Source organism: Desulfuromonas sp. DDH964 (genome assembly GCF_001611275.1).
In the GTDB taxonomy this organism is placed as follows: domain Bacteria; phylum Desulfobacterota; class Desulfuromonadia; order Desulfuromonadales; family DDH964; genus DDH964.
The window spans coordinates 2,305,507-2,323,694 of the sequence record NZ_CP015080.1; the positions used below are offsets into that span (position 1 = coordinate 2,305,507).

Sequence of the window (18,188 nt, forward strand, 5' to 3'; positions counted from 1 at the left end):
TCACGAATCACGAATCACGAATCACGAATCACGAGTCACGGTATCTAATTAATGGAAAAACGATTTCTCTCCCCCGCTGAAACCGTCGAGGCGATTGTCGCTGCCGGCCGCCGGGTGACCACCCAGCCGCTGTCGCGGACCATGGTGCTGAGCCTGCTGGCCGGCTTCTATATCGCCTTCGGCGCCGAACTGGCGACGGTCGTCACCGAGGACGCGGCGATCCACCTCGGCCAGGGGGTCGCCCGTTTCCTGGGGGGGAGCGTCTTCTCGCTCGGCCTGATGCTGGTGGTCATCTGCGGCGCCGAACTCTTTACCGGCAACAGCCTGCTGACCAAGGCGGCGCTGGTGCGGGAAATTTCCTGGGGGAAGCTGCTGGAAAACTGGCTGGTGGTGATCGTCGGCAACTTTCTCGGCTCGCTCTTCTTCGCCTGGCTGATGTTCCGCTCCAACCTCTGGCAGAGCGGCCAGGTCGCCGAGCACGCCGTCAGGATCGCCGCCGCCAAGACCGCCCTCCCCTTCGACGTCGCCCTGGTGCGGGGGATTCTCTGTAACTGGCTGGTCTGCCTGGCGGTTTTCATGGCAACCGCGGCCCGCGACATCCCAGGGAAGATTCTCGCCTGCTACGGTCCGATCATGGCTTTCGTGGCGAGCGGTTTTGAACACTCGGTCGCCAACATGTACTTTATTCCGACCGGGCTATTTCTCGCCGAGCGCCTCGGCACCCCCGCCGCCGGCCTGACCTGGACCAACTTCTTTGTCGCCAACCTGGTTCCAGTCACCCTCGGCAACATCATTGGCGGTGTCGTCTTCGTCGCCTTCGCCTACTGGTTCGTCCATTTGAAAAAGGCCTGAGCACCTCCCCTGCTACCACTCAGCACCCAGCACTCAATCCGTCCCCAGCGCCGGTCGCACATCCCGTACCCGCAATTGCAACTGTCTTCGCCCCTGCCACTCGTTGAATTCCGGATGAACCAGAAGGTCGACCGGGGCATCGAGCAGCTGCCGCTGTCCGGCCAGACGCCAGGCCACGCAGGGGAGGCTATAGCCATCCTGCTGGGCAGTAAACCTGAGGTGCTCCTCGCCGAGCAGGCGAACCTGCCGGGCGGATATGTCGCGCAGGACGAAAGCCGGCTCCGCATTCCCCATCCCGAAAGGGGCGAGCCGCTCCAGGTCCTCGACGGCGGCGGCATCGAGCTCCGCGAGCAGAAGCTCCCCGTCGAAGAGAACCTCGGGAATCAGGTTTTCCGCAACCAGGCGTTGCCGCGCCTGCGCTTCGAAGGCGCGGCGGAAAAGCTCCAGAGAAGATCCCGCCAGGCTCAGACCGGCCGCGAACTCATGCCCTCCGAACCCCTCCAGGTGTTCCCGGCAGGCCGCCAGGGCCTGGTAGAGGTGAAAACCGCGGATCGAGCGCGCCGATCCCTTCCCCTGCTCCCCTTCCAGCGCGATCAGGACCGTCGGCCGGTGGTAGCGCTCGACCAGGCGGCTCGCGACGATGCCGATGACCCCCGGATGCCAGCGCTCGTCGGCCAGGACAATACTCTGGTCGGCCTGGTCCGCAACCGATTCGAGCGCGGCAATCGCCTGTTGCAGGGTCTCCTCCTCAAGCCGCCTCCGTTCCTGGTTGAAACGGTCAAGCTGGCTGGCCAGCGCCTTGGTCTCGCGCCCTTCCCGGTCGAGCAGGAGGTCGACGCCGCGGCCGGCATCCTCAAGGCGACCGGCGGCATTGAGGCGCGGGGCGAGTTGGAAGCCGACGCTGCCGGCCGTCACCCGACGCACCCCGGCGACTTCGCGCAGGTCCCTGACCCCCGGGCGCCGATTCTGTTCGAGCAGGGGGAGCCCGGCCCTGACCAGGATGCGGTTGATTCCGGTCAGGGGGACGAGGTCGGCAATCGTCCCCAGAGCGACCAGATCGAGTCCATAGCGCAGGTCGGGTTCCGGGCGGATTGAAAAGTGACCCATTTCGCGCAGTGCCTGGCGCAGGGCGACCAGCAGGAAAAAGGCGACGCCGACGCCGGCGAGCTGTTGGCCGGGAAAGGTCTCACCGGGGAGCTGCGGATTGACAATGGCGTGGGCGACGGGGAGCGGGTCGGGAGGCTGGTGATGGTCGGTGATGATCAGGTCGAGGCCCAGCTCACGAGCGATGCGGGCTTCGGTAACGGCGGAGACCCCGCAGTCGACGGAGAGGACCACCGTTACCCCCTGGGCAGCCGCTTCCTTGAGGGCGGCAGCGGACAGGCCGTAGCCGTCGCGCAGACGCAGAGGGATGTGGGAGAGGACCTCGGCGCCGAAACTCCGCAGGTTCTCCACCAGCAGCGCAGTGCCAGTGATGCCGTCGACATCGTAGTCGCCATGGACCAGGATGCGTTCTCCACCGCAAATGGCACGGACCAGGCGCGCCACCGCCGTTGCCATCCCGCCAAGGGCTGTCGGGTCGGGGAGGTCACGCAGCCCGGCGGCGAGAAAGGCCCGGGCCGAATCGCCGTCGGTGAAACCGCGCCCGTGCAGAACCCGCGCAGTCAGGGGGCCAACACCAAGGTCGCGACAGAGGCGGGTGAGGGACGGAGCGTCCGCTTCCGTCCCGCGCTGGCGCCAGCGGCGCTCGGTTACCGGCTCCATGGCGGCCCCGCGCCGGCAATCGGTGCAACGCGGTAGGGTTCGATCAGGACCCGACCGAGGTAATCGACCCGGCTGTGGTCAAAAAATCCGCGGCGGATCATTTCGGGATCACGACTCCCCCAGAAGTTCCCGCCCAGTTCGACATCTTCGGGGACGTCTTCGCCGAGGACAACGCTGAATTCACGGCTGGCGAGAATTTCGTTGCCGGTAATGAGATAATCGCGCGGTTCGGCGGTAATGAAGATGCCGCGCACGTTTTCAACCAGGCGGTTGCCCCGAATGCGCGGAGCCCCGTAATGAAACCGGATCGCCGTGCCGTTGTTGCGTAGCAAGTTGTGCTCGATGCGGATGGCACTGCCGAAAAAGCGGATGCCGACCAGATTGCCGTCGAAGAGGGAATTTTCGACGAGGAGGGTCGACTCCTGGCTGTGCAGGGCACTGTCCGCCTGCCGAAAGATGCAGTTGCTAAAGCGACTGCCCGGACTTGCGCTGAGGTTGATCCCGCCCCAGCTTCCGGCGGGTGCGCCAGGATCGGCGGCGGCAAAAGTGATCGGTTTTTCCGGCAGGCCATCGGCCACCAGGATGCCGCGGACAATCAGTTCACTTCCGGGGAAATTGGGGTGGTCCTGCAGCAGATCCTCACCGGGGCCGGGGGGGAGGAAGAGCACCCGGCTGCCGGGGGCGATCCGCAGCTGGCTGTCGGCAAGGAGGGTGACGTCACCGGAGAGATAGACCGTCCCCTGCCAGAAGAGGTCCCCGCTCAGCTCGCCACGCAGCACCCGCTGGGGCTGACATCCGGCGAGGAGGAGGGTGAGCAGAAGGAAAACAAGGAGAGCGGATTGGCGGCGCGGAATCATGGGACTCCAAAACGCTTCCGGCCGGCGCTCTGCGCCGGCCGGAAGGAGGGGGTTCTATTTCATCCCCTGGGTCGCCTCGGCCGGCAACTCCGGGTGCGCTTTCAGGAATTCGAGTTCGGCCCGGATCTTGTCGGCCCCCGGGCCGCTGGGGCTGATCGCGAGGTAGCGTTCCCAGGCTTTGCGGGCCTTTTCCAGGTCTTTCAGGTCGTAGCGGTAGACAATCCCGAGATTGAAAAGGCTCTGGGCATGGTCGGGCGCAATCTGGTTGGCCCGGTTGAAATTTTCGATGGCGCGGTCGTACCAGCCGAGTTGACGGAACATGACCCCCTGGTCGGTCAGGACATCGGGATCGTTGCCGTCAAGCTCGAGGGCCTTGCCATAGGCCTCGACCGCCTTCATCGGCTGCTGCGAATCGAAATAGTTGTGCCCGAGCTGCACCCAGGCGTTGCGGTTACCGGGATCCTGGGCGACGATCCCTTCCAGCATCGAGATCTGCTGCTGGTAGTTGACCGCCGGCACCGGTGCCGTCGGCGGTGCAGAGGAGGCTGTCGTGGAAGAGGGACCCTGAAGACGACTGGCGACCAGGACCCCGACGAGGATGCCGACGATCAGGGCCACTCCGGCAAAAAACCAGACTTCCTTTTTCATGCGCCCCTCCCGCTGCTGACCGGTTCAGCATTCCCCTTGCGCCGCTCCCAGAAGAGAATCACCGGGCTGGCGACGAAGATCGAGGAGTAGGTGCCGATGAGGATGCCGACGAGCATGGCGAAGGCAAAGCCATGGATAACCCCGCCGCCGAAGATGAAGAGGGCGAGAACCACCAGCAGGGTCGTCCCGGAGGTGAGAATCGTTCGCGACAGGGTCTCGTTGACACTGCGATTGATGATCGCAGCCAGCCCATCCTTGGAATGTTTCCCCATGTTCTCGCGGATCCGGTCGCAGACGATGATGGTGTCGTTGAGGGAATAACCGATGATGGCGAGGAAGGCAGCGATGATCGGCAGGTCGATTTCCATGTTGAAGAGGGAAAAGGCGCCGAGGGTGATCAGCACGTCGTGGAGGGTGGCGATCACTGCGCCGAGGCCAAAACGGAATTCGAAGCGCCAGGTGATGTAGATCAGGATGCCGACAATGGCCCATACAACGGCCAGCAGCCCCTTCTGGCGGAGGTCCTTGCCAACCTGGGGCCCGACCATTTCAGCCCGCCGCAGATCGACCTTGCCGCTGCCGTAGGTCTGCTCGAGCATCGTTTGCACCTTCTGTGACAGGCCTTCGAGCTCGTCGCTGGTGTTCTGGGCCCGGATCAGGAATTCGTTCGGCTGGTCACCGAACTGCTGCACGCTGATCGAGCCGAGATCGAGCTCCTTGAGGGCGGCCTTGATGGCGCCGGCATCGGTCGGTTGTTCGAACTTGACCTGGACCAGAGTCCCCCCGGCGAAATCGATGCCGTAGTTGGGTCCCCCCTTGGCCACCAGCGAACCGATGCCGATCAGGATCAGCACCCAGGAGAAGATGACGGCCATTTTGCACTTGCCGACAAAGTCGATATTGATATCCGGTCTGACGATTTGCATGCCGGGCTCCTTAAATGCTCAACCGCTTGACCTGGCGCTGGTCAAGGAAGTAGTCGAAAATGACGCGGGAAACAAAGATGGCCGTGTAAAGGGAGGCGAGAATCCCCACCGAGAGTGTTACCGCAAACCCCTTGACCGGACCGGTCCCGAACTGGAACAGGATCAGAGCCGCCAGCAGGGTGGTGACGTTGGCGTCGATAATGGTGACAAAGGCCTTGGAAAAGCCGGCGTCGAGGGCCGCGCGCGCAGGTTTGCCGAGACGCAGTTCCTCGCGGATACGCTCGAAAATCAAAACGTTGGCATCGACCGCCATCCCCAGGGTAAGCACGATACCGGCGATACCGGGCATCGTCAGGGTCGCCTTGAAGAGGGAGAGAAGCGCCAGGATCAGCACGAAATTGAGGATCAGGGCGATATTGGCCACCACTCCGGAGAGCCGGTAGTAGATCAGCATGGTGATGATCACCAGGATCGCGCCGACGATCGCCGAGAGGGTCCCCTGTTCGATGGAATCGCGACCGAGGGACGGTCCGACGGTACGATTCTCGAGGATTTTCACCGGGGCCGGCAGGGAACCGGCACGCAGGACGATGGCGAGATCGGTCGCCTCCTGCTCGGTGAAGGAGCCGCTGATCTGGGCACTGCCGCCGGAGATCCGCTCCCGGATTACCGGGGCCGAGTAGACGGTATCATCAAGGACAATCGCCATCCGCTTGCCGACGTTGGCCGCGGTGATTTGGTCGAAACGCTTGGCCCCGACGCTGTTGAAATCGATGGCGACATAGGGTTCATTGAAGCGGGTATCGATGCGCACCTGGGCATCGGAGAGGAGGTCTCCGGTCAGGGCGGTCTTGTCATAAACCACCAGCGGGGTCTCGCTGACGGCCCCACTCCGCGGATCGACCCGGCGTTCGTAGAGGAGCTGCGAACCGGGCGGGAGGTTCCCCTTGACCGCGTCCTGGGGGTTGACCTCCTCGTTGACCATCTTGAATTCGAGGCGGGCAGTCTTGCCGAGCAGGCTGATCGCACGCTGGGGATCTTTCACCCCCGGCAGCTGGATCAGAATCCGGTTATCGCTCTGGCGCTGCAGGGTCGGTTCGCTGACCCCGAACTGGTCGACGCGGTTGCGCAGGGTCTCCAGAGCCTGGCGCACGGCGTAGTCCTTGATCGAATCGATCTCCCCGGCGCTGAGGCGGTAGTTCTTTTCGATGTATCCGCCACTGTCGGTCAGGGAGAGCGCCTCCAGGGAAGGAAAGCTCTCCTTCATCAGCGCATCGACCTGGCTGCCGGCCTCCTGATCATAGACAATGATCGTCAGGCGATCGTCACCGGACCGAACAATCCGCTTGAAGACGATGTCCTTCTCGCGCAGCAGCCCGTCGGTCTGGTCGATGATACTGTCAAGACGGCTATCCACCGCCTTATCGACTTCGACGCCGAGGACCAGGTGCATGCCCCCCTGTAGGTCGAGACCGAGATGAATCGGATTAACCGCCCTGGTCCACCACTCGGGGAGGCTCTCCCGGGCGAAGGTCGGCGCCAACGCGATCACCGCAATGACCAGCGAGAGGAAAACCACGAATCCCCGCAACTTTAAGCTTTTGGACATGACAGCCTGTAACTCCTTTCGGATACCCGGATCGGGGCGACTAAAACGCCGCCCGCAGCCGAGACGATGGCGGATTTATTGTTGTTCGCGGCTGGTTCCAACAATGGAGCTGCGATTGATCTTGATCTTGACGCCGGTAGCAATCTCCAGCGTTACGATCGTCTCCTGAACGCTGACGATCTTGCCGTGAACTCCCCCGGCAGTGACGACCTGATCACCGGCGGCCAAACTTTCAACCAGGGCCTTGTGCTCCTTGGCCCGTTTCTGCTGGGGCCGGATCAGCAGAAAATAGAAGATGGCGAACATGATCACCAGCATGATGATCCCCTGGTAGGCGGGAGCGCCACCCTGCTGGCCCTGGGGATTGCCGGCCATGGCAAAGGCTTCGGACGCGGTAAAAAGATTCATGATCATAATATTTCCTCCTTGGGCAGTATGGGGTAATGAAGAACTGGACAGCCTGGTTAAGGTCCCGTCCGCCGGGAATAGAATTCGCGACGGAATGAATCGAATCGATCTTTTTCAATGGCTTCTCGCGCCTGCATCAACAACTGCTGATAGTAGTGCAGGTTGTGCCAGGTATTGAGAACCGAGGCGAGAATCTCGTTGCTCTGGTAGAGGTGCCGCAGGTAGGCCCGGCTGTAGTTGCGACAGACATAACAGCTGCACTCCGGGTCGACGGGATCGGCGTCGTCGGCAAAGCGGGCCTGCTTGATGCTGATGCGACCGAAACTGGTAAAGAGGACGCCGTTACGTGCGTTGCGGGTCGGCATCACGCAATCGAACATGTCGACGCCGCGGGCGATCCCTTCGATCAAATTTTCCGGGGTTCCGACCCCCATGACGTAACGCGGCTTCTCCCGTGGCAGGAGCGGCACCGCCTCTTCCATCATGGCGTACATCAAGTCGGCCTCTTCACCGACCGACAGCCCTCCCAAAGCATAGCCTTCAAAGCCGGTCTCGATCAACTCGGCGGCGCTCTCGGCTCGCAGTTCGGGAAACATCCCGCCCTGTACAATGCCGAACAGGGCGGCCCCGTCATCGGTGCGGCGCGCGTCACGGCACCGCCGGGCCCAGCGTCCGGAACGCCGGGTTGACTGGAGCACGTAGTCCCGGCTGGCGGGATAGGGAATGCACTCGTCAAAGGCCATGATGATATCGGCCCCGAGTGCCTCCTGAACGGCAATCGAAGACTCGGGCGTCAGGACCTGGGAGGAGCCGTCGAGGTGCGACTGAAACCGCACCCCTTCCTCATCAATCTTGCGCAGGTCGCCGAGGCTGAAGACCTGAAATCCGCCGCTGTCGGTCAAAATCGGCCGGTTCCAGTTCATGAACCGGTGCAGACCGCCGAGGCGCGCCACCCGCTCGTGGCCGGGCCGCAGGAAAAGGTGGTAGGTATTGGCCAGAATGATCTGGGCACCGACCTCGACCAGCGATTCGGGCAGCATCCCCTTGACCGTCCCCTGGGTTCCGACCGGCATGAAGACCGGGGTCTCAACCACGCCGCGGCGGGTCAGAAGCCGGCCGCGACGGGCACGGGTTTGCGCATCCTCGTGTAAAAGAACAAAGCTGAAAGGGTCCAAAAGATCACCCGCAACCGGTCACAGGACCAGCATACAGTCGCCGTAGCTGAAAAAACGGTACCGGGCTGCCACCGCCTGGCGATAGGCTTCGAGGACAAATTCCCGGCCTGCCAGGGCCGCGACCAGCATCAGCAGGGTTGAACGGGGCAGATGGAAATTGGTCACCAGCCCCGAAACCACCCGGAAGCGGTAGCCGGGATAGATGAAAATATCGGTCTCGCCGGGGCCGGCCAGCAGCCGGTCGTCGCTGCCCGCCGCCGCTTCCAGAGCGCGGGCGCTGGTGGTGCCAAGAGCGATGACCCGACGCCCTTCACTGCGAGCACGGTTGACGGCGGCCGCCGTCACTTCCGGCACCAGGTAGGTTTCGTGGTGCATCCGGTGTTCACGGGGGTCTTCGACCCGAACCGGCAGAAAGGTTCCCAGCCCGACATGGAGGGTCAAAGCCTGGATTTCGACGCCGCGCTGGCGCAGTTCCTCAAGGATCACCGGCGTAAAGTGAAGACCGGCGGTCGGTGCGGCAAGGGCGCCGGCCTCCCGGGCGAATATGGTCTGGTAGCGTTCCCGGTCAAGGGTTCCGGCCGCCCGGCGGATATAGGGGGGCAACGGCATTTCGCCATGGGCTTCCAGCCAGGCCGAAAAATCACCTTCCCCCTCGAAGCGAACCCGCCGCAGGGTCGATTCGCCACCGGCGACAAAGACGGCCCGTCGCCCGTCTTTGAAGATGACCGCGCTGCCCAGCCGGGGCGGCTTGGAAGCGCGGGTCAGGCAATCCCAGGTCTCCTCGACGCCGGGGCATCTGCGCACCAGGAAGATTTCGATCCGGCCGCCACTCTCCTTGCGGCCGAGCAGACGAGCCGGGATCACCCGGGTATCGTTGGCGACCAGCAGATCTCCCGCGCGAAACGATTCGGTGATCGCGGTAAACGGTCGCTGGCTCACGGCCCCGGTCGCGCGCTCAAGGACCATGAGCCGCGAATCCTCGCGCCGTGCAGCCGGTTCCTGGGCAATCAGCTCACCGGGGAGGTCGAAGTCGAAATCATCTAGCCGCACAACACTCCCAAACGCTCAAAATTCAGCGCTTAAAGAAACCATAATGAGGGTGCAAAGTCAATGTTCTTTCGTGGCCCATCAGTGACCGATCCAGACCAGCAACAGACCGATGACCATGGCCAGAAGACCGCAGCCGCGCAGAAGCGGCTCCGGCAGACGGGCCAGGACGAGGAGCAGCTTCCTGACCCGCAGCGGCGACAGAAACCAGGGAACCCCTTCGAAGATAAAAACCAGCCCGACCACTACCAGCAACGACTTCACATTCCCTCCATCCCGCGTCCCTGAATCGTTTGGCAGGTTATTTGCAAAAATGGGACAGGGTTCAACGGGCGGAGCATACTAGAACCTTCCCGCATCAGTGTCAAGGAACGGGAGAGCCTCCGGCCGGCGCCCAACGAATGCGGAAAGGCTCACTCTCTTAAAGAAAAATCATTGTACTTCAACTTCCTTTCTCTGCTAGATTGGCCGCGCTGAAAACCCGGTTTTTTCGTCACTGCGGTGCGGGTTTTGCTGCCAAACCACGGACCGGAAGTTCGCTTTCCCCTTTCAGGAAACTGATGAACTCTTTAAAGATTAAAATTCTCGGCTTGACCACTGCCATCATGGTGATGGCGGTCGGCCTGACCGCCTGGCATAACCTCAAGACCCAACGGGCCATGCTGACCCGCTTTGCCGAGCAGACCAGCCGGGTTCTCGGTGAAACGATCCGCAACAGTATCATCACCCATATGGCCAATGGCCAGAACGCCGAGGTTGGCCACATCCTGGAGAAGATCAAGCGCGAGCCGGCCATCGAGTCGGTGCGGATTTTCGATGAATCGGGGCGCATCCTGATTTCGGGGATACAGGAAGAAATCGGCGACCTCGTCCCGTCGGCCGACCTGCTCGCCTATCGCTCACGCAAATTCTCCTTTGCGGAAATGACCGAAGGGCAGGAATTCCACAGCACCACCGTCCCCATTTACAATGCACCGCTCTGCTTTCGCTGCCATGATGAGGAGAGGAAAGTCCTTGGCATCCTCAACGTTCACCTCTCGCTGAACGTCCTCGACAGCCTGCAGCAAAAGGGGCGCGAAGCGACCCTGATCTCCTCCGCCGGTATGCTGGCGATTCTGGTCCTGACGATCTCGGTCTTCATCCTGGTCTATGTCGATCGTCCGATCCGTCGCCTGGTCAACGCCATGACCCAGGTGGAGAACGGCAACTTCGAAAAGGCCCACACCCAGGTTCGCAGTTCCGAGGAGATGGAACTGCTGACCAGCAAGTTCAACCTGATGGTGGACCGGCTCAAGGGATTGATCGACACCACCGTCCTGCACGAGCGGGAAATTGCCGTCAGTCAGGAAAAACTGACGCACCACGATGAAATCCGCAACATGAACATCACCCTTGAGGAGCGACTCAAGGAGATTGAATACCTGAACATTACCCTCGAGGAACGGATTGAAGAGATCGAGGAAGCCAACTACAAGATTGCCGACCTGGCGAGCGAACTCGAGGACAAGAACACGACCCTGGAGACTGCCGTGGCCCGGCTCTCGGCTCTCTACAGGATGGGTCTTGGCATCAACTCGACGATGGACATCGAACGCCTCTTCGCCCTGCTGGTAAACAAGACCCTGACCACCCTCAAGGCCCGCATCGGTTACATTCTTCTCCTCGACCGTGAGAGCTGGGTTTTGAACATCGCCAGCGCCGAAGGGCTGCCGGTTCATTTCGACCTGGGCAAGCGGATCCCCCTCAAGCCGGGGGGGTGTTCCCACTGGGTGATAAACAATCGCCAGCCGCTGCTGGTCCAGAATATCGGTGACAACTCCGAATTCAGCCGGGTCAGTCGCCTCGGCTTTACCCGGGAGTCGGTCATCTGTGCGCCCCTGGTGATCAAGGACGAGATCATCGGCACCATCACCATCGCCAACAAGCTCGACGAAACCGCTTTTACGCCCGACGATCTGGAGTTGCTGTCAACCATCGCCGCCCAGGCGAGCATCGCCATCAACAATGCCCGCCTCTACGAGGAGCAGCAGCAGACCTATCTCAATACGGTCCAGGCCCTGGTCTCCGCTATCGAGGCCAGCGACGCCTACACCCGGGGCCACTCCGAGCGGGTGACCCGCTACAGCCTCGCCCTGGCACGGCATATCGATGTCAACCCCGAGGCGATCCGTCGCCTCGAACAGGCGGGGATTCTGCACGACATCGGCAAAATCGGCATCGGCACCTATCTGCTGCACAAGGAGGGGAAACTTTCCGGCGAGGATATTGAAATCCTGCGCCAGCATCCGACCATCGGCGTGCGCATCCTCGAACCGATCCGGTTTTTGACGGGGGTTCGGGAAATTATCGAACAGCACCATGAACGGTTCGACGGCAAGGGTTATCCGCGCGGCCTGGCGGCGCGGGAGATATCCCTGGAGGCACGGATTCTGGCAGTCGCCGATACCTACGATGCCATGACCTCGGATCGGCCCTATCGCAAGGCGCTGAGCCATGAGACCGCGATCACCGAGATCCAGGCTTGTGCCGGAAGCCAGTTCGACCCCGAGGTGGCGGCAGCTTTTATCGATCTTTGTGAAAACATCGGTTTGACTGCCTGATGGGCAGGGCATGATGCAGACAACACCCACCTACCACGGCTGGTCGCTGCGGCGCCGGCTCCTCCTCCCCTTCTCACTCTTGCTGGTGCTGCTCGGAGCCGCGGCGACCATCGGCTCCGGCATGGTCATCATTGAAGCCCTTTCGCGGGACGCCGGCCAGCGGCTCCTCGCCATCCAGGAGATCGTCTTTCGGGAGATTACCGAACAGGAACTCCTCCTTGACACCTACGCCGATCTCCTCGCCTATACCCGCGCCGTCTCCCTCGAAAAAAAGATCGACCTTGCTGCCAGGGCGGTGCTGGAAAAGCATGTCGCCAGTGCCCTGAACGGCGCCAATATCCGGCTCGATTATTATCCGGTTACCATTATCGACATTCCGACCCAGCCACAACGGGACCTTTTCGATCAGGCTTTGCGCAGCGGCCGGCCGCGGTTCCGCTTCGTCTCTGCCCCCGGACAGGCCCCCGACCTGACCGTGGTTCACACCGTGACGAAGGAGGGCGCAGCGCAGGAGTTCCTCGCGTTGCGGACCCCTATCAGCCGCGCCTTCCTGCACCAGATGACCGGCCCTTTTACGATTCGCACCTACATTCTCTCCCGGGAAGGGAAACTCCTTTCCGCCAGCGACGAGGGGAGCGCCGCGCCGCTACTGCAGCCGGAGGAGCTGGCCCGGGTTCTGGACGGCGAACGCCTGTTCAAGACCGTCAATATGCCGTTGCCCCATCGGCAACTTTTCAGTGCCATCCCCCTGGGAACGACCGATCTTGTCCTGCTTGCCCTCGATACCCCGCTGACCGAGCTGGACGCCGTCATCGGAGCGATGACGACCCGCTCCGTATTAACCATCCTCGTGGTCCTGCTCTTTGGAGGCTACATCTTCTTCCGCCTGGTGAATCGCGTCATCATGAACCCCATCGACGACCTGCTGACTGCCACCGAGGCGATCGGCCATGGCAATCTCGATTACCGGATCCGTGAAATACCCGCCGGGGAAATGGGCACGCTCGCCCACTCGTTCAACGCCATGTTCGGTGAAATCGGCCAGCTCTACCAGGAACGGCTCGGCCATGAAAAATCTCTGACCCTGGCGCAGGAAGAGCTGCGCTACAAGGATATCCTCCAGGCCAAGAATGCCGAGATCGAAGCCTCCAACCGCGAACTGAAGACCCACCTGCACGAAATGGCGACCCTCTTCCAGCTGAACCAGGCGATGATCTCCACCCTCGACCTGAATCTCCTCTTCGACCGGATTCTCAAGTCGCTGCAGGATGTCATTGCCTGCAACGAGATGGTCCTTTTGCTCTACAACAGCGGGGCCGAGGAGCTGGAGGTCCGCGGGGTCCTCGGCCTCGATCCGGAGGCGCTGCAGGGGATCTCCTTCCGACTCGACGAAGGGATTACCGGTCAATGCGCCAGTTCCCTCGACGTCGTCTATATCCGTGACCTGATGAGCGACAGCCGCAACCTGAACTACAAGGGGAGAATCCTGCGCAAGGGCTCCATGCTTTCGGTCCCCATGGTCATCAAGGGGCGCCTCACCGGGGTTCTCAACCTGCACAAGGAGCAGACGGCCGCCTTCAGTGACTCGGATATCAAACTGGTCCAGGCCGTGGCCAACCAGGCAGCTATCGCCGTGGAAAACGCCCAGCTCTATGAGAAAACCCGCAACCTCTCCAACACTGATGAGCTGACTGGCCTGGCCAATCGCCGCTACTTCCAGGAAATCTCGGCGCGCGAGCTGTCGCAGGCGCAGCGGTTTCGTTCCCACTTCGCCATCATCATGGCCGATATCGACCATTTCAAGGCGTTCAACGATTGTCACGGTCACCTGCGCGGCGATGTGGTCCTGAAAAAGGTCGCCTCGATCATGCTGCAGAATACCCGCGGCATCGACCTGGTCGGTCGTTTCGGTGGCGAGGAGTTTGTCATCCTGCTCCCCAAAACCACCCGCGAGGGGGCGGCTGCCGCGGCCGAGAAGCTGCGTCAGTGGGTGGAACAGGAGACCTTCGCCGGCGCCCAGAAGAGTCAGCCCGGCGGCCGTCTGACCCTCTCCCTGGGGGTTGCCGAGTTCCCCACCGACAGCAAGGATCTCTACGAGCTCCTCGACCTGGCCGATCGCGCCCTTTACCGGGCCAAGGAAGCCGGGCGCAACCGGGTGGTGGCCTGGACTCCCGACGCCTGACCTTGCCGCCGAAAGATCCAGGGGCCGGCAGCTAACGCTGCCGGCCCCGATTTTTTCTGCCGCCCTTACCTCCACCGGCGCCGAGCAGTTCGCCGGCGACCGATTCCCTGCGGCACAATTTCAGCGCCTCGAGAATATCTCCCCGCACCTCGGGGCGATGCCAGAGCAGCAGAGCCTTCTGCAGCCGGCGTTCCCGCGGGGAGCGCGGCACATGAAGCGACTGGCCGGTAAAGGGATCGACGCCGCTGTAATAGATGCAGGTCGCCAGGGTCCCCGGCGTGGGCGTGAACTCCTGGACCTGCTCCACCCGCAATCCGTTGCGTTTCAGAAAGAGCGCGACCTCGACCATATCCTCCAACCGGCAACCGGGATGCCCGGCGATCAGGTAGGGGACCACCCCCTGGCGCTTGCCGTTGCGGGCCGACCGTTGCCGGTAGAATTCGAGAAAGGCGAGCAGCGCTTCGGGGCCGGGCTTGCGCATGACCGCGGTGATCTGGGGGACCGTCGACTCGGGTGCAATCTTGAGCAGACCGCCGACGTGGTGATCGAGCAGTTCGGCAAAATAATCGGCCTGGGTCTCGAGCAGGTCATAGCGAACCCCCGAGGCGACAAAGAGATGGCGGACATGGCTGATGCCGCGGATTTTCCGCAGCAGGGCAACAGCACTGCGCCCTTCGGCACGGAGGTGGGGACAGCGGCGGGGAAAAAGACAGCTCTCGCGACGGCAGTCCCTTCCGCCAGCGCCGGCCCCGCAAGCGGTGCCGTACATGTTGGCGGTGGGCCCGCCAAGATCGGTCACCGTGCCGCGGAAGTCAGGATGGGCGGCGAGTTGGTCGACCTCGGCATGAATCGACTCGATACTTCGGGACTGGATTGTCTTCCCCTGGTGGGCGGTAATCGCGCAGAAGGCGCAACCGCCATAACAACCGCGATGGGTCGTGATCGAAAAGCGGATCTGCTGGTAGGCGGGGATCTCCTCCCGGTAACCGGGATGGGGACGCCGGCTGAAGGGGAGCTGGTAGAGGCGGTCGAGTTCGGCACCGCTCAAGGGGCGGGCCGGCGGCTGGACCAGCACCTGGCGCCCTCCCTGGTCCTGGAGCAGCGGCCTGCCCTGCGGACGCTGTTCGGCCGCCGCCAGCCGGAACGCCTCGTTGTAGGTCGCGGGGTCGGCGCAGACCCGGTCGAAGCCCGGGAGGATTACCGCGTCCGGGACCGATCCCGGCGCAAAGGAGGCGGTCCCCGGGATATCGGTCATGGTGACCGGGGCTTCCCCGCTGGCAGCCCGGCGGGCAATGGTGGTCAGGGCGAGCTCCCCCATGCCGTAAACGAGCAGGTCGGCCTTGGCATCGACGAGGATGGAGCGCCGGACCCGGTCGCTCCAGAAATCGTAGTGGGCAAGGCGGCGCAGGCTCGCTTCGATGCCACCGATCACCACCGGCAGACCGCGGAAGGCCCCCTTGACCGCCGCCGTATAGGCAATCACCGCCCGGTCGGGACGGGCGGCGGCCTTGCCACCCGGGGTGTAGGCATCATCGTTGCGGACTTTTTTCGCCGCCGTGTAGCGGTTGACCATCGAATCCATCGCCCCGGAGGAGACCGCGGCGAAGAGGCGCGGCCGCCCCATCACCCGCAAGGACTCGGGGTTGCGCCAGTCAGGCTGGGCCAGGATCCCGACCCGGAACCCCTCGCTTTCGAGCAGCCGGGCCAGAAGCGGAACTCCAAAGGCCGGATGATCGACGTAGGCGTCACCGGAGATGAAAAGAATGTCGAGCTCATCCCAGCCGCGGGCGGCGAGTTCTTCCCGGTTGGTTGGCAGAGGGGCAAAGGTAACGGAAGTCAGCGGCAGCGATCCTTCAGAAAATGGTTCAGAGATCGATCGTAACTGCGTTCTCCGGCAGCAGAAAAGAAACAGCCGGGAATCTCGTTACGCTGCCGGTGAAAGAGGACGCACTGGCAGCAGTTGCCATGCTTGTCGCAGCCGGGGTAACTGCAGCTGCAATGGGTGGGGGATGATTTGGCCGTGCATTCCATGGTGAAAATCCGGCCGCAGGCCGGCCTCCTTGGTGGGCGGGTCCCCGCCGCTACTTCCCCTGGTCAGGGGAAGATTGGCAGGTTGCCGAGACCGGCGGTTTCGGCAAAACCGAGCATCAGGTTCATGTTCTGCACCGCCTGCCCCGCCGCCCCCTTGACGAGATTATCGATGGTCGCCACGACAATGACCCGCCCGGTACGGGCATCGCTGACCAGGCCGATATCGCAGAAATTGCTGCCACGGACAAAGGCGATATTCGGCAGGCTCCCCTGCGGGCAGACGCGGACAAAGGGTTCTGTACCGTAGCGTTCGGTGTAATATCCGAGCAACGTGGCGCTGTCGCTGGCGCCGTTCAGGGTTGCATAGCAGGTCGAGAGAATACCGCGATTGACTGGCAGCAGGTGGGGGGTGAAGTTGACGGTCACCGCCTCCCCGGCCAGCTGGGTCAGGGTCTGTTCGATCTCCGGCGTATGCCGGTGGGAGGCGACCCCATAGGCGGCAAACCCCTCGTTAACCTCGCAGAAAAGGCTGCCGACCTTGGCGCTGCGACCGGCGCCGCTGGTCCCCGATTTACTGTCGATGATCAGGGTGCGATGATCGATTAGCCCCCGCTCCAGAAGCGGTGCCAGGGCAAGGGCGACGCTGGTCGGATAGCAGCCGGGGTTGGCCACCAGCCGGGCCCTGCAAATCGCCGCCCGGTTCAACTCGGGCAGGCCGTAGACGGCCTCATCGAGCAGCTCCGGGCTGGTGTGCTCCTGGTACCAGTGCCGGTAGACGGCCACGTCATGCAGGCGGTAGTCGGCCGAGAGGTCGACGACCTTCTTGCCGGCGGCAAGCAGGTCGGGAACCACCTCCATGGCGGTCTGGTGCGGCAGGGCGGTGAAGATGAAATCGGCCTTGCCGGCCACCAGCTGCGGGTCGCCGGGATCGCAGCTGAGGGTCACCCGCTCCCGCAGGGAGGGAAAGAGCCGGGAGATATCCTCGCCGACATTCTGCCGCGAGGTGACGCAGCTGACCTCGACCTCGGGATGAACTGCCAGCAGCCGGAGCAATTCCACCCCGGTGTAGCCGCTGGCGCCAACGACGGCAACCTTGACCATAGCCTTATCCTTTGCCTGAAAACGAAAAGGGAAACCCTTGGGGCTTCCCTTTTCGATAACGTTGCTGCCAGGGAACCACCCGGCGCTGCGCTTCTGGTTAACGCTTGGAGAACTGGAAGCTCCGGCGTGCCGCGCGACGTCCGTATTTTTTCCGTTCCTTGACCCGGCTGTCGCGGGTGATGAAACCGGCCTTCTTGAGAACGCCGCGCAGGTCGGTATCGACCGCGAGCAGCGCCTTGGTGATGCCATGCTTGATGGCGCCGGCCTGCCCGGAGGGGCCACCGCCACAGACGTTGACCATAATGTCGAACTTGCCGGCATTGTTGGTCAGCTCGAGGGGCTGACGCACGACCATCTTCGAGGTCTCGCGACCGAAGTAATCGTCGATGCTGCGACGGTTGACGACGATGTTACCGGAGCCAGGCTTGATCCAGACCCGGGCCACGGAGGTTTTTCTCTTGCCGGTGGCGTAATATTTCTGTTCGGCCATCTTATTCTATCTCCTTGACCCTTAAAGGGAGAGTTCCTTGGGTTGCTGGGCGGCATGGGGATGATCGGCGCCGGCATAAACCTTCAGCTTGCGGAACATCTGGCGGCCCAGTTTATTCTTGGGCAACATCCCCTTCACCGCCTTCTTGATGACCTCCTCGGGCTTCTTGGCAAGGAGTTTCTCGGCGTTGATGGAGCGGATGCCACCGGGATAACCGGTGTGGTGGTAGTACATCTTGTCACCGAGCTTGTTGCCGGTGAAATTGACCTTTTCGGCATTGACGACAACGACGAAATCGCCGGTATCAACGCTCGGATGGTAGATCGCCTTGTGCTTGCCGCGCAGAACACGGGCAATCTCGGTAGCGGCGCGACCGAGAACCTTGCCATCGAGATCGATGACGAACCAGGCCCGTTGCACGTCGCTTTTGCTGATAACCTGCGTACTCATGGAAGTTCCTCTCTATAGTGAAATCTGTGATATGAACGGGGCTCACAG

The 18,188-nt window shown here is 62.4% G+C and carries 17 protein-coding genes; 3 read left to right on the plus strand and 14 right to left on the minus strand.

All coding sequences use genetic code 11. The annotated features are described in order from the left end of the window. Nucleotides 1–51 precede the first annotated feature (51 nt). Nucleotides 52–852, plus strand: coding sequence for a formate/nitrite transporter family protein (locus tag DBW_RS10575; RefSeq protein WP_066727500.1), 801 nt, complete (start codon nucleotides 52–54; stop codon nucleotides 850–852). Between the two features lie 33 nt (nucleotides 853–885). Here the strand turns inward: DBW_RS10575 and recJ are convergent, their stop codons facing one another. The 9 genes from recJ to DBW_RS10620 form a co-directional block, all read right to left on the minus strand. Further along, nucleotides 886–2,616, minus strand: coding sequence for a single-stranded-DNA-specific exonuclease RecJ (gene recJ / locus DBW_RS10580; protein WP_066727501.1), 1,731 nt, complete (start codon nucleotides 2,614–2,616; stop codon nucleotides 886–888). Further along, complete coding sequence (locus tag DBW_RS10585; protein WP_066727502.1) at nucleotides 2,604–3,473, minus strand: right-handed parallel beta-helix repeat-containing protein; 870 nt, start codon at nucleotides 3,471–3,473, stop codon at nucleotides 2,604–2,606. Before DBW_RS10585 ends, recJ begins: the two co-directional genes overlap by 13 nt. Nucleotides 3,474–3,527: 54 nt before the next feature. Beyond that, the gene (locus DBW_RS10590; RefSeq protein ID WP_066727503.1) at nucleotides 3,528–4,121 is read right to left on the minus strand and encodes a tetratricopeptide repeat protein; all 594 of its coding nucleotides are present in this window, start codon (nucleotides 4,119–4,121) and stop codon (nucleotides 3,528–3,530) included. Then, the gene (gene secF, locus DBW_RS10595; RefSeq protein ID WP_066727504.1) at nucleotides 4,118–5,047 is read right to left on the minus strand and encodes a protein translocase subunit SecF; all 930 of its coding nucleotides are present in this window, start codon (nucleotides 5,045–5,047) and stop codon (nucleotides 4,118–4,120) included. Before secF ends, DBW_RS10590 begins: the two co-directional genes overlap by 4 nt. A 10-nt stretch (nucleotides 5,048–5,057) precedes the next feature. Further along, a complete protein-coding gene (secD, locus tag DBW_RS10600; RefSeq protein WP_066727505.1) occupies nucleotides 5,058–6,656 on the minus strand; it encodes a protein translocase subunit SecD in 1,599 nt (532 codons plus the stop codon). Nucleotides 6,657–6,731: 75 nt separating this feature from the next. Next, complete coding sequence (gene yajC, locus DBW_RS10605; RefSeq protein ID WP_335339833.1) at nucleotides 6,732–7,070, minus strand: preprotein translocase subunit YajC; 339 nt, start codon at nucleotides 7,068–7,070, stop codon at nucleotides 6,732–6,734. Nucleotides 7,071–7,120: 50 nt separating this feature from the next. Then, nucleotides 7,121–8,239 (minus strand): tRNA guanosine(34) transglycosylase Tgt, encoded by a 1,119-nt coding sequence (tgt, locus tag DBW_RS10610; RefSeq protein WP_066727506.1) that lies wholly within the window; start codon nucleotides 8,237–8,239, stop codon nucleotides 7,121–7,123. An 18-nt stretch (nucleotides 8,240–8,257) separates the two neighbouring features. After that, nucleotides 8,258–9,289: a tRNA preQ1(34) S-adenosylmethionine ribosyltransferase-isomerase QueA gene (gene queA / locus DBW_RS10615; protein ID WP_066727507.1), complete on the minus strand. Its 1,032-nt coding sequence runs from the start codon at nucleotides 9,287–9,289 to the stop codon at nucleotides 8,258–8,260. Nucleotides 9,290–9,367: 78 nt separating this feature from the next. Beyond that, nucleotides 9,368–9,550 carry a DUF2065 domain-containing protein gene (locus DBW_RS10620; RefSeq protein ID WP_066727508.1) on the minus strand — a complete coding sequence of 61 codons (183 nt, stop codon included), beginning with the start codon at nucleotides 9,548–9,550 and terminating at the stop codon, nucleotides 9,368–9,370. 296 nt (nucleotides 9,551–9,846) lie between these two features. Here DBW_RS10620 and DBW_RS10625 point away from each other — a divergent pair, with 296 nt between their 5' ends. Beyond that, nucleotides 9,847–11,886 (plus strand): HD domain-containing phosphohydrolase, encoded by a 2,040-nt coding sequence (locus DBW_RS10625; RefSeq protein WP_231875321.1) that lies wholly within the window; start codon nucleotides 9,847–9,849, stop codon nucleotides 11,884–11,886. Nucleotides 11,887–11,899: 13 nt separating this feature from the next. Continuing rightward, entirely contained in the window at nucleotides 11,900–14,068 is a 2,169-nt protein-coding gene (locus tag DBW_RS10630) for a diguanylate cyclase (protein ID WP_197463631.1), read from the plus strand. A 31-nt stretch (nucleotides 14,069–14,099) separates the two neighbouring features. Here the strand turns inward: DBW_RS10630 and DBW_RS10635 are convergent, their stop codons facing one another. From DBW_RS10635 to rplM, 5 genes are all read right to left on the minus strand, one after another. Then, on the minus strand, nucleotides 14,100–15,908 hold the full coding sequence (locus tag DBW_RS10635; protein WP_066727510.1) for a YgiQ family radical SAM protein: 1,809 nt from the start codon (nucleotides 15,906–15,908) through the stop codon (nucleotides 14,100–14,102). Then, nucleotides 15,905–16,099, minus strand: coding sequence for a DUF6485 family protein (locus tag DBW_RS10640; protein ID WP_066727511.1), 195 nt, complete (start codon nucleotides 16,097–16,099; stop codon nucleotides 15,905–15,907). The genes DBW_RS10635 and DBW_RS10640 overlap by 4 nt, the downstream gene beginning before the upstream one ends. 63 nt (nucleotides 16,100–16,162) lie before the next feature. Then, nucleotides 16,163–17,200 carry an N-acetyl-gamma-glutamyl-phosphate reductase gene (argC, locus tag DBW_RS10645; protein WP_066727512.1) on the minus strand — a complete coding sequence of 346 codons (1,038 nt, stop codon included), beginning with the start codon at nucleotides 17,198–17,200 and terminating at the stop codon, nucleotides 16,163–16,165. Nucleotides 17,201–17,297: 97 nt separating this feature from the next. Further along, nucleotides 17,298–17,690 (minus strand): 30S ribosomal protein S9, encoded by a 393-nt coding sequence (rpsI, locus tag DBW_RS10650; RefSeq protein WP_066727513.1) that lies wholly within the window; start codon nucleotides 17,688–17,690, stop codon nucleotides 17,298–17,300. 21 nt (nucleotides 17,691–17,711) lie between these two features. Further along, a complete protein-coding gene (gene rplM / locus DBW_RS10655) occupies nucleotides 17,712–18,140 on the minus strand; it encodes a 50S ribosomal protein L13 (RefSeq protein WP_066727514.1) in 429 nt (142 codons plus the stop codon). Between the last annotated feature and the right edge of the window lie 48 nt (nucleotides 18,141–18,188).

Excerpts from the sequence above, each read along its gene's own strand:
- rpsI (WP_066727513.1), bottom strand. The coding sequence starts at position 17,690 with ATGGCCGAACAGAAATATTACGCCACCGGCAAGAGAAAAACCTCCGTG.
- DBW_RS10640 (WP_066727511.1), bottom strand. The coding sequence starts at position 16,099 with ATGGAATGCACGGCCAAATCATCCCCCACCCATTGCAGCTGCAGTTAC.
- DBW_RS10585 (WP_066727502.1), bottom strand. The coding sequence starts at position 3,473 with ATGATTCCGCGCCGCCAATCCGCTCTCCTTGTTTTCCTTCTGCTCACC.
- rplM (WP_066727514.1), bottom strand. The coding sequence starts at position 18,140 with ATGAGTACGCAGGTTATCAGCAAAAGCGACGTGCAACGGGCCTGGTTC.
- secD (WP_066727505.1), bottom strand. The coding sequence starts at position 6,656 with ATGTCCAAAAGCTTAAAGTTGCGGGGATTCGTGGTTTTCCTCTCGCTG.
- argC (WP_066727512.1), bottom strand. The coding sequence starts at position 17,200 with ATGGTCAAGGTTGCCGTCGTTGGCGCCAGCGGCTACACCGGGGTGGAA.
- DBW_RS10625 (WP_231875321.1), top strand. The coding sequence starts at position 9,847 with ATGAACTCTTTAAAGATTAAAATTCTCGGCTTGACCACTGCCATCATG.
- secF (WP_066727504.1), bottom strand. The coding sequence starts at position 5,047 with ATGCAAATCGTCAGACCGGATATCAATATCGACTTTGTCGGCAAGTGC.
- DBW_RS10630 (WP_197463631.1), top strand. The coding sequence starts at position 11,900 with ATGCAGACAACACCCACCTACCACGGCTGGTCGCTGCGGCGCCGGCTC.
- DBW_RS10590 (WP_066727503.1), bottom strand. The coding sequence starts at position 4,121 with ATGAAAAAGGAAGTCTGGTTTTTTGCCGGAGTGGCCCTGATCGTCGGC.
- recJ (WP_066727501.1), bottom strand. The coding sequence starts at position 2,616 with ATGGAGCCGGTAACCGAGCGCCGCTGGCGCCAGCGCGGGACGGAAGCG.
- yajC (WP_335339833.1), bottom strand. The coding sequence starts at position 7,070 with ATGATCATGAATCTTTTTACCGCGTCCGAAGCCTTTGCCATGGCCGGC.
- DBW_RS10575 (WP_066727500.1), top strand. The coding sequence starts at position 52 with ATGGAAAAACGATTTCTCTCCCCCGCTGAAACCGTCGAGGCGATTGTC.